The sequence below is a fragment of the Cupriavidus sp. D384 genome, from assembly GCF_001652915.1.
Classification (GTDB): domain Bacteria; phylum Pseudomonadota; class Gammaproteobacteria; order Burkholderiales; family Burkholderiaceae; genus Cupriavidus.
Window position 1 is genome coordinate 1 of the sequence record NZ_BBQI01000051.1, and the last position, 15,369, is coordinate 15,369.

The 15,369-nt window shown below is 66.6% G+C and carries 15 protein-coding genes; 7 read left to right on the top strand and 8 right to left on the bottom strand.

Features of this window, described 5'->3' with window-relative positions; genetic code table 11:
• Both A9J21_RS13675 and A9J21_RS13680 read right to left on the bottom strand, forming a co-directional pair.
• Nucleotides 1-1,346, bottom strand: a 1,346-nt coding sequence (locus A9J21_RS13675) for a transglycosylase domain-containing protein (protein ID WP_066736450.1), incomplete at its 3' end; no start/stop codon positions are given.
• A gap of 10 nt (nt 1,347-1,356) precedes the next feature.
• Nucleotides 1,357-2,268, bottom strand: a complete 912-nt coding sequence (locus A9J21_RS13680) for an alpha/beta hydrolase (RefSeq protein ID WP_066736426.1) — start codon at nt 2,266-2,268, stop codon at nt 1,357-1,359.
• Between the two features lie 168 nt (nt 2,269-2,436).
• Here A9J21_RS13680 and A9J21_RS13685 point away from each other — a divergent pair, with 168 nt between their 5' ends.
• Nucleotides 2,437-2,670 carry a hypothetical protein gene (locus tag A9J21_RS13685; protein WP_066736452.1) on the top strand — a complete coding sequence of 78 codons (234 nt, stop codon included), beginning with the start codon at nt 2,437-2,439 and terminating at the stop codon, nt 2,668-2,670.
• A 61-nt stretch (nt 2,671-2,731) separates the two neighbouring features.
• Here the strand turns inward: A9J21_RS13685 and bglX are convergent, their stop codons facing one another.
• Complete coding sequence (bglX, locus tag A9J21_RS13690) at nt 2,732-5,050, bottom strand: beta-glucosidase BglX (RefSeq protein ID WP_066736428.1); 2,319 nt, start codon at nt 5,048-5,050, stop codon at nt 2,732-2,734.
• Nucleotides 5,051-5,345: 295 nt separating this feature from the next.
• Here bglX and A9J21_RS13695 point away from each other — a divergent pair, with 295 nt between their 5' ends.
• Nucleotides 5,346-6,902 (top strand): glucan biosynthesis protein G, encoded by a 1,557-nt coding sequence (locus tag A9J21_RS13695; protein ID WP_066736430.1) that lies wholly within the window; start codon nt 5,346-5,348, stop codon nt 6,900-6,902.
• A 68-nt stretch (nt 6,903-6,970) separates the two neighbouring features.
• Here A9J21_RS13695 and A9J21_RS13700 read toward each other — a convergent pair whose 3' ends face one another.
• Nucleotides 6,971-7,201, bottom strand: a complete 231-nt coding sequence (locus tag A9J21_RS13700; protein ID WP_066736431.1) for a DUF3820 family protein — start codon at nt 7,199-7,201, stop codon at nt 6,971-6,973.
• Between the two features lie 209 nt (nt 7,202-7,410).
• Between A9J21_RS13700 and A9J21_RS13705 the strand changes: the two genes are divergently transcribed.
• Both A9J21_RS13705 and A9J21_RS31550 read left to right on the top strand, forming a co-directional pair.
• Nucleotides 7,411-7,704, top strand: a complete 294-nt coding sequence (locus A9J21_RS13705) for a nicotinamide mononucleotide transporter (protein WP_066736434.1) — start codon at nt 7,411-7,413, stop codon at nt 7,702-7,704.
• Between the two features lie 125 nt (nt 7,705-7,829).
• Nucleotides 7,830-7,979: a hypothetical protein gene (locus A9J21_RS31550; RefSeq protein ID WP_156545874.1), complete on the top strand. Its 150-nt coding sequence runs from the start codon at nt 7,830-7,832 to the stop codon at nt 7,977-7,979.
• A gap of 46 nt (nt 7,980-8,025) precedes the next feature.
• Here A9J21_RS31550 and A9J21_RS13710 read toward each other — a convergent pair whose 3' ends face one another.
• Nucleotides 8,026-8,814 carry an NAD(P)H-dependent oxidoreductase gene (locus tag A9J21_RS13710; RefSeq protein ID WP_066736436.1) on the bottom strand — a complete coding sequence of 263 codons (789 nt, stop codon included), beginning with the start codon at nt 8,812-8,814 and terminating at the stop codon, nt 8,026-8,028.
• 96 nt (nt 8,815-8,910) lie between these two features.
• Here A9J21_RS13710 and A9J21_RS13715 point away from each other — a divergent pair, with 96 nt between their 5' ends.
• Nucleotides 8,911-9,813 (top strand): LysR family transcriptional regulator, encoded by a 903-nt coding sequence (locus A9J21_RS13715; RefSeq protein ID WP_066736438.1) that lies wholly within the window; start codon nt 8,911-8,913, stop codon nt 9,811-9,813.
• A 26-nt stretch (nt 9,814-9,839) separates the two neighbouring features.
• Here the strand turns inward: A9J21_RS13715 and A9J21_RS13720 are convergent, their stop codons facing one another.
• Nucleotides 9,840-10,304 (bottom strand): hypothetical protein, encoded by a 465-nt coding sequence (locus tag A9J21_RS13720; RefSeq protein WP_066736440.1) that lies wholly within the window; start codon nt 10,302-10,304, stop codon nt 9,840-9,842.
• A 414-nt stretch (nt 10,305-10,718) separates the two neighbouring features.
• Here A9J21_RS13720 and A9J21_RS13725 point away from each other — a divergent pair, with 414 nt between their 5' ends.
• Nucleotides 10,719-11,963 carry an MFS transporter gene (locus tag A9J21_RS13725; protein ID WP_066736446.1) on the top strand — a complete coding sequence of 415 codons (1,245 nt, stop codon included), beginning with the start codon at nt 10,719-10,721 and terminating at the stop codon, nt 11,961-11,963.
• Here A9J21_RS13725 and A9J21_RS13730 read toward each other — a convergent pair.
• Together A9J21_RS13730 and A9J21_RS13735 are read right to left on the bottom strand one after the other, a co-directional pair.
• On the bottom strand, nt 11,947-13,098 hold the full coding sequence (locus A9J21_RS13730; protein ID WP_066736447.1) for a putative zinc-binding metallopeptidase: 1,152 nt from the start codon (nt 13,096-13,098) through the stop codon (nt 11,947-11,949). The two genes, A9J21_RS13725 and A9J21_RS13730, sit on opposite strands and share 17 nt — an antisense overlap.
• A gap of 99 nt (nt 13,099-13,197) precedes the next feature.
• Nucleotides 13,198-13,905 carry a DUF2076 family protein gene (locus A9J21_RS13735; protein ID WP_066736448.1) on the bottom strand — a complete coding sequence of 236 codons (708 nt, stop codon included), beginning with the start codon at nt 13,903-13,905 and terminating at the stop codon, nt 13,198-13,200.
• Nucleotides 13,906-14,036: 131 nt separating this feature from the next.
• Between A9J21_RS13735 and pip the strand changes: the two genes are divergently transcribed.
• Nucleotides 14,037-15,011, top strand: a complete 975-nt coding sequence (gene pip, locus A9J21_RS13740) for a prolyl aminopeptidase (protein WP_066736449.1) — start codon at nt 14,037-14,039, stop codon at nt 15,009-15,011.
• Nucleotides 15,012-15,369 lie beyond the last annotated feature (358 nt).

Below are 15,369 nucleotides of genomic sequence, written 5' to 3' on the forward strand. Positions count from 1 at the left end.
CGCTTGGTCGCGAAGCCGAACTTGCCCGCGAAGTCGATCGCATACGGAATGCCGATGGCTTGCAGCGTGCGGATGGCCGGCAGGTTGCGCGATTCGGCCAGCGCCTGGCGCACCGTGATCGGGCCGACAAAGCGGCCGTCGTCGTTCGACGGCTGCCAGCGCGGCGAATTGTCGAGCGGCGCGTCGTTGATCAGCGTGCCCGGCGAGATGCCGCGCTCCAGCGCCGCCGAATAGACGAACGGCTTGAACGTCGAGCCCGGCTGGCGCTGTGCCTGCGTGGCGTGGTTGTACCGGTTGGTGTTGAAATCGGTGCCGCCCACCATGGCCTCGATGGCGCCGGTGCGGGCGTCCAGCGATATCAGCGCAGCCTGCGGCAACGCCGTGGCGGCCTTTGCTGCGCCATGCCGCTTGCCGTAGCGCTCGATGCCGGCCTGCACGGCGTCGTACGCCAGCGTCTGGTGCATCGACGACACCGTGGTGTAGACATTGATGCCGCGTGTGTAGGCGTCGTCGCCAAAACGGTCGTGCGCCAGCTGACGCGCCAGTTCGGCAACATATTCCGCGTGCCCGTCGAAGCGGCCATTGGCATCGTGGCTGACCACTACCTGCGCGTTGCGTGCGTCGCGATACTGGTCCTGCGTGATCATGCCCAGCGCCAGCATGCGGCCCAGCACGTATTCCTGGCGGCGCTTGGCGCGCGGCAGGTTGACGATCGGATTCATGGTCGAGGGCGCCTTGGGCAGGCCGGCCAGCATGGCCGTCTCCGCCAGCGACAGCTGCGCCAGCGGCTTGCCAAAGTAGGTCTGCGCCGCACTGCCGAAGCCGTAGGCGTGCTCGCCCAGGTACACCTGGTTCATGTAGAGCTCGAGAATGCGCTCCTTGGGCAGCGAACGGTCGATCTCGAAGGCGAGCAGGATCTCGTACCACTTGCGCGACAGCGTTTTCTCGCGCGACAGGTAGAAATTGCGGGCTACCTGCATCGTGATGGTCGACGCACCCTGGGCGTAGCCCTCGCCGATATTGGCCAGCGCGGCGCGGACCAGGCCCGGCACATCCACGCCCACATGGCTGTAGAACTGGTCGTCCTCGGCCGCCAGCAGCGCGTCGGACATCAGCTTCGGCATGCGGTCCATCGGAATGAACTCGCGATGCTCGGTGCCGAATTCGCCGATCTGCACGTCATCACGGGTGAATACGCGCAGCGGTACCTGGGGGCGATAGTCGCGCAATGCGTCGACGGAGGGCAGCTGCCGCAAGCTGACCACGGCGGCAAAACCGGCCAGCAGCACACCGGCCGCCGCCAGGCCTGCGGTTACGGCCGCGGCCTTGACTACGATTTTTTTCATGGCGCGCATTCTACCGTGCTGCGGAAAGCGGCAACGGCACACCGGTTTCAGTGACGTCCGGAGGTGGCGATATGGACGCGCGCCGGGGCGCTTCGGTCAGTTGGGGCGGCTGATGCGGCACCTGCCGGGCGAATTCGCAAAGCGCGAGCCAGGTTTCGGGCAATTCGACGATGGTGTAGTGGTCTGCCCCGGCAATGGTCTGCACGGCCACCGGGCCCGGCCACGCGGCCATCAGCCGTTCGGAGCATGCGTGCGGCACCACGTCGTCGCGTTCGGCAAGCAGCACCTTGGTGCTTTGCACGACCTTCTTGCAGTGGGAGATCGAATCGAAGTGATGGCGCATCAGCTGGCGCAGCGGCACCAGCGGAAAGCGCTTGCGCACGATTTCCAGCAGCGAATCGTAGGGGGTGATCAGCTGCAGGCTTTCGAAATCCTGCAGGTCGGCCAGCTGGATCGCCACGCCGGTACCCAGCGAGCGGCCCACCACATGCACGCGCACGCCCGGGAAGGCGCGGCGCAGATGCAGCAGGAACTGGCTCGCATCGGCCACGGCCGCCGCCTCGGACGGCATGCCGTCGGAATGACCCAGGCCGCGGTAGTCGAAGGTGGCGAAGCCCATGCCGGGCGGCAGCCATTTCATGAACTGCAGCGTGTCCAGCACGTCTTCGCCGCGTCCGGGCAGGTAGAACAGCAGGTCACGCACGCCTTCGTGGTCGGCGTGGTAGGTGTAGCCGCGGAACTGGCCGCCCGGCACCGGGTGCGAATAGGCGTCGATGCCGTCAGGCAGGTCGCGCGGCGGGCGCCGGCGGGCGTCGAACAGCAGGCGCTCCTGGTTGACGGTGAGATAGGTCCAATAGCAGGCAAAGCCGCCGGCCGTCACAAGGGTGGCGGCCAGTGTCCTGCGCAATAACGACGATGACATGGGGGCGTTGAACGGTGACGAAGGGCGGTGACGGACAGGGCCACGGGTTGTTATGACCCGTCCAGCCTACCCGAAATTCTGGCAATGCGGCGTTGGACCCGGCAGGGTGCCCGCAAGTTCTTGTACGATATGCCGCATATCGACATTACGGCCACGGGGGGCTGTTGCATGAGTGACGAACAGAAACGCGCCGAGGAGGCGCAGGCAATGGAACGCGTGGTCAATGCCACGCGGCAGGTGCAGGTGGCCTTCACCGCGCTGCAAGGCCAGTATCCGCCGCAGGGCGGCGGCAAGCCGTCGAAGATCGCATTGCAGACCTTCGACGCCGCGCTGCAGGCGCTGGAAGACGCCCAGGCCGCCTTCGACGAAGTGCTCAACGACCTGCTGGACGGCAATCGCTGATCCTTCCTGCCGATGATGCCAGACGCCCCGATCCCGCGCGGAGCCGGGGCGCGGGTGCCGGTCATTCCAGCGTGAACTTCGCTTCTTTCACGGAAGCCGAGTCAAAACCCACCTGCACGTTGAACTCGCCCGGTTCGGCCACGTATTCCAGCCTGGCGTTGTAGAACCTGAGCTTGTCTTCGCCGATCGGGAAATCGATCACGCGCGACTCGCCCGGCGCCAGCATCACCTTGCGGAAGTCCTTCAGTTCCTTGACCGGCCGCACGGTGGATGCCATCACATCCTGCAGGTACAACTGCAGCACCGCCTCGCCGGCCCGGTCGCCGGTGTTCTTCACGGTCACGCTGGCCGTGATCTGGCCGTTGCGCGCCAGTCTGGCGCCGGACAGCCGCACGTCGGACATGCTGAACGTGGTGTAGCTGAGCCCATAGCCGAACGGGTAGAGCGGGCCGTATTCCTCCTCGAAGTACTGCGAGGTGTAGTTTGGCGCCTTGCCCGGCGTGAACGGCCGGCCGATGCGCAGCGCGTTGTAGTAGGTGGGAATCTGGCCCAGCGAGCGCGGGAAGGTGACCGGCAGCCTGCCCGACGGATTGGCATCGCCGAACAGCAGGTCGGCGATGGCATGGCCGCCCTCGGTGCCGGGATACCAGGCTTCCAGGATCGCGTCGGCGTTCTCCTTTTCCCAGTTGATCGTCAGCGGGCGGCCGTTCATCAGCACCAGTACCAGCGGCTTGCCGGTGCTCTTGAGTGCCTTGAGCAGGGTCAGCTGGCTGCCGGGCAGCCCCAGGCTCGACCGGCTCGATGCCTCGTGCGACATGCCGCGCGTCTCGCCCACGGCCACCACGATCGTGTCCGCGCCGCGCGCCACGCGCACGGCTTCCTCGATCATGTCGCCGTCGGAGCGCTTGTCCTGCACCACTTCGGGATCGTCCCAGTTCAGGAAGTTCAGGTAGCCCACCACGCGCTGGTCGTCGGTGATATTGGCGCCGCGCGCGTATGTCACCTGGCCCTTGCCCGCCAGCGCATCGCGCATGCCCTGCAGCAGCGTCACCGACTGCTTTGCCACGCCGGCTGCCGACCAGCTTCCCATCATGTCGATCTGCGCATCGGCCAGTGGGCCGATCACAGCCACGGTGCCGCCCTTCTTCAGCGGCAGCGTGCGGTTGCGGTTTTCCAGCAGCACCATCGACTTGCGTGCCACCTCGCGCGCCTCGGCGCGGTGCAGGCGGCTTTCGGCATTGACGTCGGGCGGGTCGTCCGCGGCGCGGCCGATGCGGCGGAACGGGTCCTGGAACAGGCCCATGTCGTACTTGGCGTTCAGCACTTCGCGCACCGCTTCGTCGATCAGTGACACCGGCACCGCGCCGGACTTGACCAGCGTGGGCAACTGTTCGAGGTAGCGCGTATCGGCCATGCTCATGTCAACGCCGGCCTCGATGGCCAGCCTGGCGGCGTCGCGGCCCGTGCTGGCTACGCCATGGCGCAGCAGTTCGTCGATGGCGCCGTGGTCGCTCACGGTCACCCCCTTGAAGCCCCACTCCTTGCGCAGCAGGTCGCGCAGCAGCCATTTGTTGGACGTGGCCGGCTGCCCGTTGACCGAGTTCAACGCGATCATCACGCCGCCTGCGCCCGCATCCAGGCCGGCGCGGTAGGGCGGCAGGTAATCGTTGTACATCCGCTGCAGGCTCATGTCGACGGTGTTGTAGTCGCGGCCGCCTTCGACGGCGCCGTACAGCGCGAAATGCTTGACGAACGCCATCACGCTGTCGGGGTTGGCCGGCGACGTACCCTGGAAGCCCTTCACGCTGGCGCGCGCGCATTGCGACACCAGGAACGGGTCTTCGCCGAAGCCTTCCGACGTGCGCCCCCAGCGCGGATCGCGCGAGATGTCGACCATCGGCGCGAAGGTGGCGTCCAGGCTGTCCGACGCGGCTTCCAGGCCGGAAATCCGCGCTGCCTTCTCCACGGCGCCCATGTCCCAGCTCGACGCCAGCCCCAGGCTGATCGGGAACACGGTGCGGTGTCCGTGCACGACGTCATAGGCGAAGAACATCGGGATCTTCATGCGGCTGCGCATGGCCGCTTCCTGCAGCGGACGGTTGTCCTTGCGCGTGACGGAGTTGAAGGTGCCACCCACGCGCCCGGCCGTGATTTCCTCCATCAGCTTCGGCGCGGGCATCTCGGGCCCGATGCTGATCAGGCGCAGCTGGCCGATCTTCTCGTCGAGCGTCATCCGGCCGATCAGGCCGTCGATGAACGCCTGCCTGTCGGTGGCAGGCGCCGTGTTGGCCGGCGCCGGGGCGGTGGCGTCGGCAGGCGCGGCGCCGGCAAACATGGGCGCGCAGGCAAGGCTGGCGGCAAGGGCCAGCGTGGAAAGCATTCGCATTCTTCGTTGTCTCTGATGGGCGGACTGGCGGACGGACTGCCGGGATCATGGCCCGCCATGATGCGGCAAGGGCGCTTGGCCGGCTGTCGTCACGTGTCTGACAGGCACGTCAGGCGAAATCGGTTATTTTTCTGAACTGCGCCGCAAGTTTACAGCCTTACTGTGCCTAAAATGGCCGGTTTGTGGCCGTTGTGTGGCTTTTCCCGATGTGAATTCAGGAGGTTGATTGGTGTTTGCCGCTTTCGTCGCTCGCCCCGCTGCGTCGTTTCGTAACAGGTTGCAACTTGTCTTGCCGGGCGTTGCCCTTGTGGGCTGCCTGCTTGGCGCCGCGCACGCCCACGCGTTTTCGCTCGATGACGTGACCGCCCGCGCGAAGAAGCTGGCCGACCAGCCCTATGCGGCGCCGGTCAGCAACCTGCCGCCCGTTTTCGCGCAGATGCAGTTCGGCGACTACATCAAGATCCAGCCGAAGATGGACAACGTGGAGTGGAAGGGTCAGGGCACGCCGTTCAAGCTCGGCTTCTACCACCAGGGCATGCATTTCAGCACGCCGGTGCGGATCAGCGAGATCGTCGACAACCGCATCCACGAGATCAAGTACGAGCCCAGCCGCTTCGATTTCGGCGATCTCAAGCTCGACAAGGCCGCCACCAACAAGCTTGGCTACGCAGGCTTTCGCGTGCTGTACCCGATCAACCGCGCCGACAAGCTTGACGAGGTGATGAGCGTGCTGGGGGCCAGCTATTTCCGCGTGATCGGCAAGGGACAGGTCTATGGGCTGTCTGCGCGCGGCCTGGCGATCAACACCGGGCTGTCCGAGCCCGAGGAATTCCCGGCCTTCCGCGAGTTCTGGATCGAACGCCCGAAGCCCGAGGACAAGCGCCTGGTGTTCTACGCACTGCTCGATTCGAAGAGCGCCACCGGCGCCTATCGCTTCGAGTTGCAGCCCGACTCCGACGCGGTGCTGAAGGTGCAGGCGCGCGTCTTCATGCGCGGCGCGGTCAAGAAGGTGGGGATTGCCCCGCTGACCAGCATGTTCCTGTTCGGCCCGCAGCAGATGCGCGATGCCAACAACTTCCGCCCGGCACTGCATGACTCGAATGGCCTGTCGATCCATACCGGCGACGGCGAATGGCTGTGGCGCCCGCTGAACAACCCGAAGTACGTGGCGCTGAGCATGTTCCAGGTGAACAATCCGCGCGGGTTTGGCCTGATGCAGCGCGGCCGCGATTTCGCTGCGTATGAAGACCTGAAGGACCGCTACGACCTGCGCCCGAGCGCGTGGATCGAGCCGCAGGGCGACTGGGGACGCGGCAAGGTCGAGCTGGTGGAAATTCCCACGCCGGACGAAACCAACGACAACATCGTGTCGTTCTGGACGCCCGACCAGCTGCCGCCCAAGGGCACGCCGATCCACGCCGACTACACGATCCACTGGACCATGGACGAGCGCGGCGTGTTTGCGAAGGACCTGGCGTGGGTCAAGCAGACACTGCGCACGGCCGGCGAGATCACGCAGAAGAACCTGATCCGCCATCTGGATGGCAGCCTGGGCTTCGTGATCGATTTCGAAGGGGGCCCGCTGGCGTCGCTGCCGCCGGACACGCCGGTGCAGGCGCAGTTCAGCGTGGGCGACAACGCCGAGGTCATCGAGAACGTGCTGCAGCCGAATCCCGTGACCAAGGGCTACCGCGTGACGCTGCGCATCAGGGTCAAGGACCCGAACAAGGTGGTGGAAATGCGCGAGGCCCTGGTGGCCAACGGCAAGCCGCTCAGCGAAACCTGGAGCTACCAGATTCCGCCGGGCACCGCCAACCAGCCCACGCCGGCCCAGGCGGTCAGGTAAGCGCTGGCGGTACAAGGGCAGCAGGGCAGGGCCAGCCACGCGGCTGGCCCTTCTGTCGTCTTTGCCGTCTAGCGCTTCGGCAGCCGTGCGCGCAGCGGCTTGAGCAGGTCCTTGAGGCCATTGTGGTCAAGCTCGTGCATCAGGGCCAGCAGACGGCCGATCTCGCCGGGCGGAAAGCCCTCGCGCGCAAACCAGTTCAGATAGTTGCCCGGCAGGTCGGCGATCAGCGTGCCCTTGTGCTTGCCGAAGGGCATCTCGCGCGTGACGAGCAGGAGTAGCGATTCGCTGTCCGGCAGCATGGATCGGTTCCCTGTGGTGAAGAGCGCGCATTGTAGCGCCGCATTGCCGGGGACCGGGCTGCCGTTTCTGTGCCATCTCCGTGCCGCCGCCGTGCCGCCGCCGCGTAGCACGTCGCTCGCCTGCAGACATACCGCTTGCGTGATCCGGCCCATTTCCGGTAGTCTCCTTTTTGCATACAAAAAATGAACACAAATCGGAGACAACCCCCATGGAGCTTGCTGCTCAAATCCCTCAATTGCTGACTGGTCTCGAATGGTCGGGGTGCGCCCTGGCCATGAGCGGATCGTTCCTGGTGGCGCTGCACAACCGCGCATCGCGCTGGGGATGGATTGCCTACCTGTGCTCCAACCTGGTGTGGAGCGCCTTTGCGCTGGTCACCGGCACCTACGGCCTGTTCGTCCAGCAACTCGGCTTCACGGCCACGAGCCTGTACGGGCTCTATCGGCACACGCGCCACTATCGTCAGGCGGCCCGCGAAGCCAGCGCCGCGCAGGCAGCCTGAGCGGCCTGACGCGGCCCGCCGCAACGCGTGCCGGCGGCCAGGAACGTGCTGCCGGCCGGGGCGCATGAAACTTCCTGGCCCGCCCAAGCGTCGAAGCCTGCAATTGCTACGATTCAGGCCCTGTCATGCGCGTCATCTTCAGCACCATCGGCATATTTTTCCTGCTGGCCATGGCCCAGGGATGTACGACCGTTTCCGACACCGGCGGCCGGCAGTCCAGTGTGACCGCCTACGGCACCGTGGATGCCGGCGTAAGCGTCACCCGTGATCGCTAGCCGCCTCCCGGCGCCCCCCGGCGCCCCCCGGCGCCATTTCACAATCTCAGGCCGCTTCGGACACATGTGCCGCATAGCCGGTTTGCCCCGGGGCGATATCGGGTCGTAGCGTCAGCGCCGGTATCTCGTAGGCGCCGCCGTTCTGCGGACGGAACGCAATCGGTGGGGCCGTGAACAACTGGTCCAGGCGCTCGCCCAGCGCATCGGTCGTGGCCTGGTAGCGCACCGCATCCATGCGGCTGGTGCGATAGACCAGAAACGGCGGCAGCACGTCGAAGCCGGGGTAGTACAGGATGCCGTGCTGGATCGGGAACAGGATGTCGTCCATGGGCCCATTGATACCGCGCGGGCCATAGTGCGATTCCCAGCCGCCCGTGGTCACCACCAGCATCGCCCGCTTGCCGGCCAGGGTGCCTTCGCCATACCGGTTGCCCCAGCGCATGTCCGAATGCTCGCCCACGCCGTACGCAAAGCCGTAGGCATACACGCGCTCGACCCAGCCCTTGAGGATGGCCGGCATCGAGAACCACCACAGCGGGAACTGCAGGATCACGGCATCGGCCCAGCGCAGCTTTTCCTGCTCGCGGGCGATATCGGGGCTCTGCACGCCGTTCTCGAAGGCATGGCGCGAATCGAGCGACGGGTGGAAGGGCGCGCCACCCGGGCGCCGCTCCAGCGTATCCCCGGCATCGAGCGGTGCCTTCCATTGCATGGCATAGAGATCCGAAACCTGCACCTGGTGCCCGGCGGCCTGCAGGCGCTGCACCGCGAAATCCCGCAGGGACCCGTTCAGCGACGTGGGTTCGGGGTGGGCGTAAACAATCAGTACGTTCATGACAGCGTTCCATTGATCAGATCGGTGAAGGCAGGATAGGCCGGGCGTTGGTATATTAGAAATGAATATCCGGAATCCCAGCCATTAACAATTGCCATGACGAACCTGCGCCGCCTCGACCTGAACCTGCTGGTCACGCTGGATGTGCTGCTGTCGGAGCACAACGTCACCCGTGCGGCCGAGCGGCTGCACTATTCGCAGCCATCGGTCAGCGTGCATCTGGCGAGACTGCGCGAGATATTCGACGATCCGCTGCTGTTGCCGGGGCCGCGCGGCATGCGGCCCACCGCGCGCGCCGAATCATTGCGGGCGCCTTTGCGCGAGGCGCTGGCGGCGCTGGAACTGGCGGTGTCGCCCGAACACCCGTTTGATCCGGCGGTGGCCGCCAATACCTGGCGCATCGCGGCTACCGACTACAGCGAATCGACGGTATTGCTGCCTGCGCTGGCGGGGCTGCGCCAGTCGGCGCCGGGTACCCGGGTGGCCGTAGTGGAGATGGTGCCGGCCAATCTGGTGCGTCAGGCCGAGCGCGGCGACATCGACCTGGCCTTCCACACCACCGAAGGCTCGCCCGATTCGCTGCATCGGCTGCCGCTGTTCACCGAGCGGTATGTGCTGGTGGGGCGCACCGGACATCCGCGCCTGAAACGCAAGCCGACACTGGCGCAGTTCTGCGCGCTGGAGCACGTGATCGTGTCGCCCGATGGTGGCGGCTTCTTCGGCGTCACGGACGAGGCACTGGCGGCGGCCGGGATGTCGCGCCGCGTGGCATTGTCCGTGCCGCATTTCCTGTACGTGGCGGCGGTGGTGGCCGGCACCGACCTGGTGGCAATGCTGCCGGCGCGGCTGGTGGTCGACAACCCGGCGTTGCAAGTGGTGGATGCACCGGTCGAAGTCCCGGGCTACGAGATGTCGATGCTCTGGCACGAGCGCCTGCATCGCGACCCCGCCCACCAGTGGCTGCGCCAGGCCATCGTCGCGTCGCTGCCGGCCGCCTGAGCCGGCGGGCGCCGGTCACCTGCGGATCAGTTGCAGGCCGTACCCGGCACCGGCTTGCCCGTGGTGGTCAGTCCCTGGCAGGCATCGCCGGCCACCAGTGGCGCGTCGCCGGACTGCGGCGGCGCCAGGCGCAGCTTGCCTGCCACGGTGCAGCAGCTGCGCGGCACGCTGACGTGTTGCGACTGCGGCTGGGCCTGCGAGGGCGCCGCGGGCTGCTGCATTGGCTGTTGCGGCGACTGTGTCGGCGTGGAGGGTTGTGCCGATGCCGGGGACGATGGCTGAGGCGACAGCTTGATTGTCGGCATCGATTTGCCTGACGAGGAGGTTGGCGTCGACGTATCGGGGCTGTCGGCATCGGGCGCCATGCATGTGCCCATGTTGCAGATCCGGTCGCCCTTGCACTGCATGTCGTGCTGGCATCCCTGCCCGAGGGCGGGAAGGGTCCAGGCCAGGCCAATGGCCGAAAGAAGCAGAGCATTATGCAGGGACATATCCCCTCCCACACGACAAAACGCGCGGCACCCGGCGCCATGCTTCATGGGTACGGTACCCCGGCGCCGCATGTCTTCAGCATAGGGCGGCGAGTACATGCCCCGCCATGCTCTTGTGCCCTATCCCACAGTGGTGACTCCGGGCGCTGGATACCGGCGGATACAGGACTGCGGCAAAGGGGCATTGCACCGGCCATCGGCAGCGAATACGGTTTTGCTTCACAATAGCGCCCTCGCGTAGCCGTGCCGCCCCCGGCGGTACAACGTAGTACTACGTAGCCGCATCACCCGCATCACCCGCATTACCCAATCGACGCCGCACCGGAGCACGCTGGAGCCCCCGAGGCAGGACGCAAGATCCTGCCCGCCAGTGCGCGGCGCAAAGCCATAACAGATGTCTCGCGATCTCTCCTCATGACCGCTCCTTCCGGAAATTTCGATAACGTCCCCGATCTCGCTCCCCACGCCCACTCCGATACGCCCCGCAACCGTGCCGCCGACCGCCGCGCGCTGCTGGCGCTTGGCGTGGGCAGCTTTGGCATTGGCACCGGCGAATTCGTCATCATGGGCCTGCTGCCCGATGCCGCGCGCGACCTCGCCATCAGCATTCCCGAGGCCGGCCACCTGATCAGTGCCTATGCGCTGGGCGTGGTGATCGGTGCGCCGCTGCTGGCGGTGCTGGGCGCGCGCTGGCCGCGCCGCAACCTGCTGATCGCGCTGATGGCGTTCTTTGCCATTGGCAACGTGGCCAGCGCACTGGCGCCGAGCTATCTGTCGATGCTGGTCCTGCGGCTGCTGACCGGCTTTCCGCATGGCACCTACTTTGGCGTGGCGGCGCTGGTGGCGGCCAGCCTGGTGCCGCGCGAACGCCGTGCCCAGGCGGTGGGGCTGGTCATGCTGGGCCTGACCGTGGCGACGCTGGTCGGCGTGCCCATCGCGGCCGGCATCGGCACATGGCTGGGCTGGCGCGCCGCGTTCATGATCGTGGGCGCGATCGGTGCGCTGACGGTGCTGCTGGTGTGGCGCTGGGTGCCGTTCGTTCCGGCCGACCGCCATGCCAGCCCGCTGCGCGAACTGTCGGCGCTGGCGCGCAAGCAGGTGTGGTTCACGCTCGGCATTGGCGCGATCGGCTTTGGCGGCATGTTTGCCGTGTTCAGCTATGTCAAGCCGACCATGCTCGAAGTGGCGCACATGCCGGCCAGCGGTATCCCGATCGTGCTGGCCCTGTTTGGCGTCGGCATGGTGGCGGGCAACCTGGCGGGTGCCAAGCTGGCCGACCGCGCGCTGATGCCCACGGTGGGCGGTGTGCTGGTATGGTCGGCACTGGTGCTTGGCGCGTTCGTGTTCACGGCGCACCACGCCTGGCTGGCGTCGCTGAACGTGATGCTGGTGGGCACGGCGGTGGCCCTGGGCCCGCCGCTGCAGATCCGTCTGATGGACGTGGCCGGCGACGCACAGACGCTGGCCGCCGCACTCAATCATTCGGCCTTCAACATGGCCAACGCGCTGGGCGCCTGGCTGGGTGGCGTGACCATTGCCGCCGGCATGGGCTGGACGTCCACGGGCTGGGTTGGCGCGCTGCTGGCGCTGGGCGGGCTCGTGGTGTTTGCGTGGTCGCTGACCGGTACGGGGGACCGTGACGTTACCGTGACGGCTTGATGTCAGTCCCGGCGGCCGGCTGTCCGGCGGGTTGGCCGGCCGGCCGGTTGGCCGACTGTGGCGCAGGGCTGGCATGCTCGCGCGCGGCGGCATCGATCACGCGATGCACGAACTCCAGCTTGGCTACCACGCCGGGCGACAGCGTGAACGGGTAGCCATCGGGTACGCCCAGGCTGCGGTTCAGGCTGTTCAGCACGTAGGTCAGCGGAAACCAGCGCTGCATCAGGCTGCGGAAGCTGGCGTCCTCCACGGGCGTCTGGTCGGTCAGCGTCGGCTCGCGCGGGCTTTCCGGCTTGAGCACCAGCCCGCATGACACGGCCGTGTCGAGCGTATCCACCATATGCAGATAGTGGGCCCAGGTTTCCGCCCAATCCTCCCACGGATGCATCGTCGCGTAGGCGCTGATGTACGACGCCTGCCAGTCGGGCGGCGCGCCCTGGTCGTAATGCCGCTGCAGTGCCGCCGTGTATTCGGCGCTTTCGTCGCCGAACAGCTTGCGGAACGGTTCGATGCGGCGCGTGCCGGCGATCAGCCGGTTGAAATAGAAATGTCCAACCTCATGCCGGAAATGGCCCAGCAGCGTGCGATAGGCTTCGCCCATCCTGGTGCGGGTGCCTTCGCGGTACGCGTCGTCGGCTTCGGCGATGTTGATGGTGATGCGGCCGTTGTCGTGCCCGGTCATCGCTGGATCGTGGGGGCCGGTGTCGGCCAGGAAGTCGAACTGCAGGCCCGACACGGGATCGTCGTCGCGCGAGATGACCGGCAGCCCCAGCGACAGCAGCGTATAGAGCAGGCGCCGCTTGGCGGATTCCAGCCGGAACCAGTACAGCCGGTTCTCGGGCGCATCGAGGTTCGGAATGGTATGGGTCAGCTTGCACGCCTCGCATAGCGTGCCGGGATCGTCCGCCGGCACCATCCAGTTGCACACCGCTTCCACCTGGTAGTTGTGGCAGCGGCGGAACATGGCGCCACGGGCGTCGGGATGGAGGCTGCGCCAGCCGCCGGCATCGTCGCCTTCGAAGGCGGCCAGCTGCGATAACGCGGGAATGAAGCCGAGCGTGGCCTGGCAGCGTTCGCACGCGATGTTCTCGAAGAACACCAGGTTGTCGCAGCGGTTGCAGTGGAACGTCTTCATGGCGCCGGCTCCCGTTGTCCCGGGCAGGCGGCGCCCGGTTGCCCTGATCCTGCCCGCAATGGGGCAGGCCGGCAACCGGTGGCTGTCCTACAAGGATGGTCAGAAGAACGACGAGTCGTCGTCCTGGCCGGCGTCGATATAGTCGTCCAGCCCGTTGTCGAGATTGCCGTTGTCGGCCAGCAGCGCGTTGTCGCGCTGGCTGCCGCCGCTGCCGCCGCTATCGTCGCCGTAGAAGTTGTTCACCACGGTCTCGGAGCCCGCTGCCGGCTGCCCGCCAAAGAAGCCGCCACTGCTGCTGCCGCGATGGAACAGGTTCTCGATGCCCTGGAACAGCATCGCGCCGCCCGCCACGCCGGCCGCCGTGGTGGCGATGGTGCCCAGCGTGCCGCCCAGCCCGCCGCCAAGGAAGCCCGGGCGGGCTGCCTGCGCCGGCTGCGCGGGCTGTGCCGGTGCGGCCTGGTACTGGGGCGCGCCAGGGTAGGCCTGCTGCGGCGCCGGGGCGGCCTGCGGCACACGGCCGGCGCTGTTGCCCCAGGCGGTGTCGTTGTCCATGAAGCCGCGCGAGCCCGCGCCGCCGGCGGCCTGCGCCGCCTGCAACTGGGCCTGCAGCGACTGGATCTGCGCCTGCGCCTGTTGCAGCGCGCGATCCAGCAGCATCGACCGCTGCACCAGCAGGTAGGCGGTATCGGGCTGGCGCGCGGCCGCATCGGCAATCAATGCCGCCGCCTGGGCGTCCTTGTTGTCCACGCGCGCCTGGGTCAGTTGGCTCAGGAAGGCTTCCAGTGCTTGCACGTCTTGGGGATTCATGGCTTCACCTCTTGGGGGTTCGGTTGCAGTACGGCTCAAATCTAGGGCCGCAGACTTAAACGAAACTTAAGGCCAATCGTCCTGCCCGGGGCTACACTTTTGTTTCGAATGATCTCCACGCGAAACATTTCATGTCCGCCCTGCGCACGCTTTATCCCGAAATCGAACCCTACGAGACCGGTACGCTCGATGTTGGCGACGGTCATGTCCTGTATTTCGAACGCGTTGGCACGCGCGGCGCCAAGCCGGCCGTGTTCCTGCACGGCGGGCCGGGCGGCGGCATTTCGCCGGACCATCGCCGCCTGTTCGATCCGGCGCGCTACGACGTGCTGCTGTTCGACCAGCGCGGCTGCGGGCAATCCACGCCGCATGCGTCGCTGGAGGCCAATACCACCTGGCATCTGGTCGACGATATCGAAAAGCTGCGCCAGTTGATCGGCGTGGAACAATGGCTGGTGTTCGGGGGTTCCTGGGGCTCCACGCTGGCGCTGGCCTACGCGCAGGCGCATCCGGCGCGTGTCAGCGAGCTGGTGCTGCGCGGGGTCTACACGGTGTCGCAGGCGGAACTCGACTGGTACTACCAGTTTGGCGTCTCGGAGATGTTCCCCGACAAGTGGGCGCGCTTCCAGGCCCCGGTGCCTGCCGCCGAGCGCGGCAACATGATGGCCGCCTACCGCAGGCTGCTGACCGGCGACGACCGGCAGAAGCAGCTGGAAGCCGCACGCGCCTGGAGTGTATGGGAAGCCGAGACCATCACGCTGCTGCCCAATCCCGATATTGCCGCGAAGCACGACGAGGGCCACTTCGCGCTGGCCTTTGCGCGCATCGAGAACCATTACTTCACGCATCGCGGCTGGCTCGACGACGGCCAGCTGCTGCGCGATGCCCACAAGCTGGCCGGCATCCCCGGCGTCATCGTGCATGGCCGCTACGACATGCCGTGCCCCGCGCGGTACGCCTGGGCGCTGCACCAGGCGTGGCCGGACGCCGACTTCCACCTGATCGAAGGCGCGGGCCATGCGTGGACGGAGCCAGGCATCATGGACCAGTTGCTGGCGGCCACCGACCGCTTTGCGGCCAGCTTTGCCGGGAAACCGAGGAATTAATCTATCCGCCGGAAAGCCCGTGGCGATCGAACGGTCGTGCGCCTATACTGGCCCTTGTTGCGTTGCAGCAATGTCTGCAAGTAGGGCGGACATGGTTGTTGCAAGGTCCGAAGTCAGAGTCTGGAGAGCACGATGGTTCCTTGCGAACTTTGCAAGAACCTGCTGGGTCGTCCCGGTCATGTTCCGCCTCATCCGCGCCTGGCGCGGTCAGGCGATGCGGCGATGCACGCCGGCAAGCAGGTCTTTGTGTACACATGCCAGCATTGTCATCAGAGGATTGTGCTGTCCACGCACGATGATGGCGCCGATTACTGGACGGGGCACGAGCCCGGCGGGGGGGGGGGCCCCCCCCAACGGG

What these genes read in the sequence shown, in the direction of transcription:
- A9J21_RS13680 (WP_066736426.1), bottom strand. Translation starts at nt 2,268, where the DNA reads ATGTCATCGTCGTTATTGCGCAGGACACTGGCCGCCACCCTTGTGACG.
- A9J21_RS13685 (WP_066736452.1), top strand. Translation starts at nt 2,437, where the DNA reads ATGAGTGACGAACAGAAACGCGCCGAGGAGGCGCAGGCAATGGAACGC.
- bglX (WP_066736428.1), bottom strand. Translation starts at nt 5,050, where the DNA reads ATGCTTTCCACGCTGGCCCTTGCCGCCAGCCTTGCCTGCGCGCCCATG.
- A9J21_RS13700 (WP_066736431.1), bottom strand. Translation starts at nt 7,201, where the DNA reads ATGCTGCCGGACAGCGAATCGCTACTCCTGCTCGTCACGCGCGAGATG.
- A9J21_RS13705 (WP_066736434.1), top strand. Translation starts at nt 7,411, where the DNA reads ATGGAGCTTGCTGCTCAAATCCCTCAATTGCTGACTGGTCTCGAATGG.
- A9J21_RS31550 (WP_156545874.1), top strand. Translation starts at nt 7,830, where the DNA reads ATGCGCGTCATCTTCAGCACCATCGGCATATTTTTCCTGCTGGCCATG.
- A9J21_RS13710 (WP_066736436.1), bottom strand. Translation starts at nt 8,814, where the DNA reads ATGAACGTACTGATTGTTTACGCCCACCCCGAACCCACGTCGCTGAAC.
- A9J21_RS13715 (WP_066736438.1), top strand. Translation starts at nt 8,911, where the DNA reads ATGACGAACCTGCGCCGCCTCGACCTGAACCTGCTGGTCACGCTGGAT.
- A9J21_RS13720 (WP_066736440.1), bottom strand. Translation starts at nt 10,304, where the DNA reads ATGTCCCTGCATAATGCTCTGCTTCTTTCGGCCATTGGCCTGGCCTGG.
- A9J21_RS13725 (WP_066736446.1), top strand. Translation starts at nt 10,719, where the DNA reads ATGACCGCTCCTTCCGGAAATTTCGATAACGTCCCCGATCTCGCTCCC.
- A9J21_RS13730 (WP_066736447.1), bottom strand. Translation starts at nt 13,098, where the DNA reads ATGAAGACGTTCCACTGCAACCGCTGCGACAACCTGGTGTTCTTCGAG.
- A9J21_RS13735 (WP_066736448.1), bottom strand. Translation starts at nt 13,905, where the DNA reads ATGAATCCCCAAGACGTGCAAGCACTGGAAGCCTTCCTGAGCCAACTG.
- pip (WP_066736449.1), top strand. Translation starts at nt 14,037, where the DNA reads ATGTCCGCCCTGCGCACGCTTTATCCCGAAATCGAACCCTACGAGACC.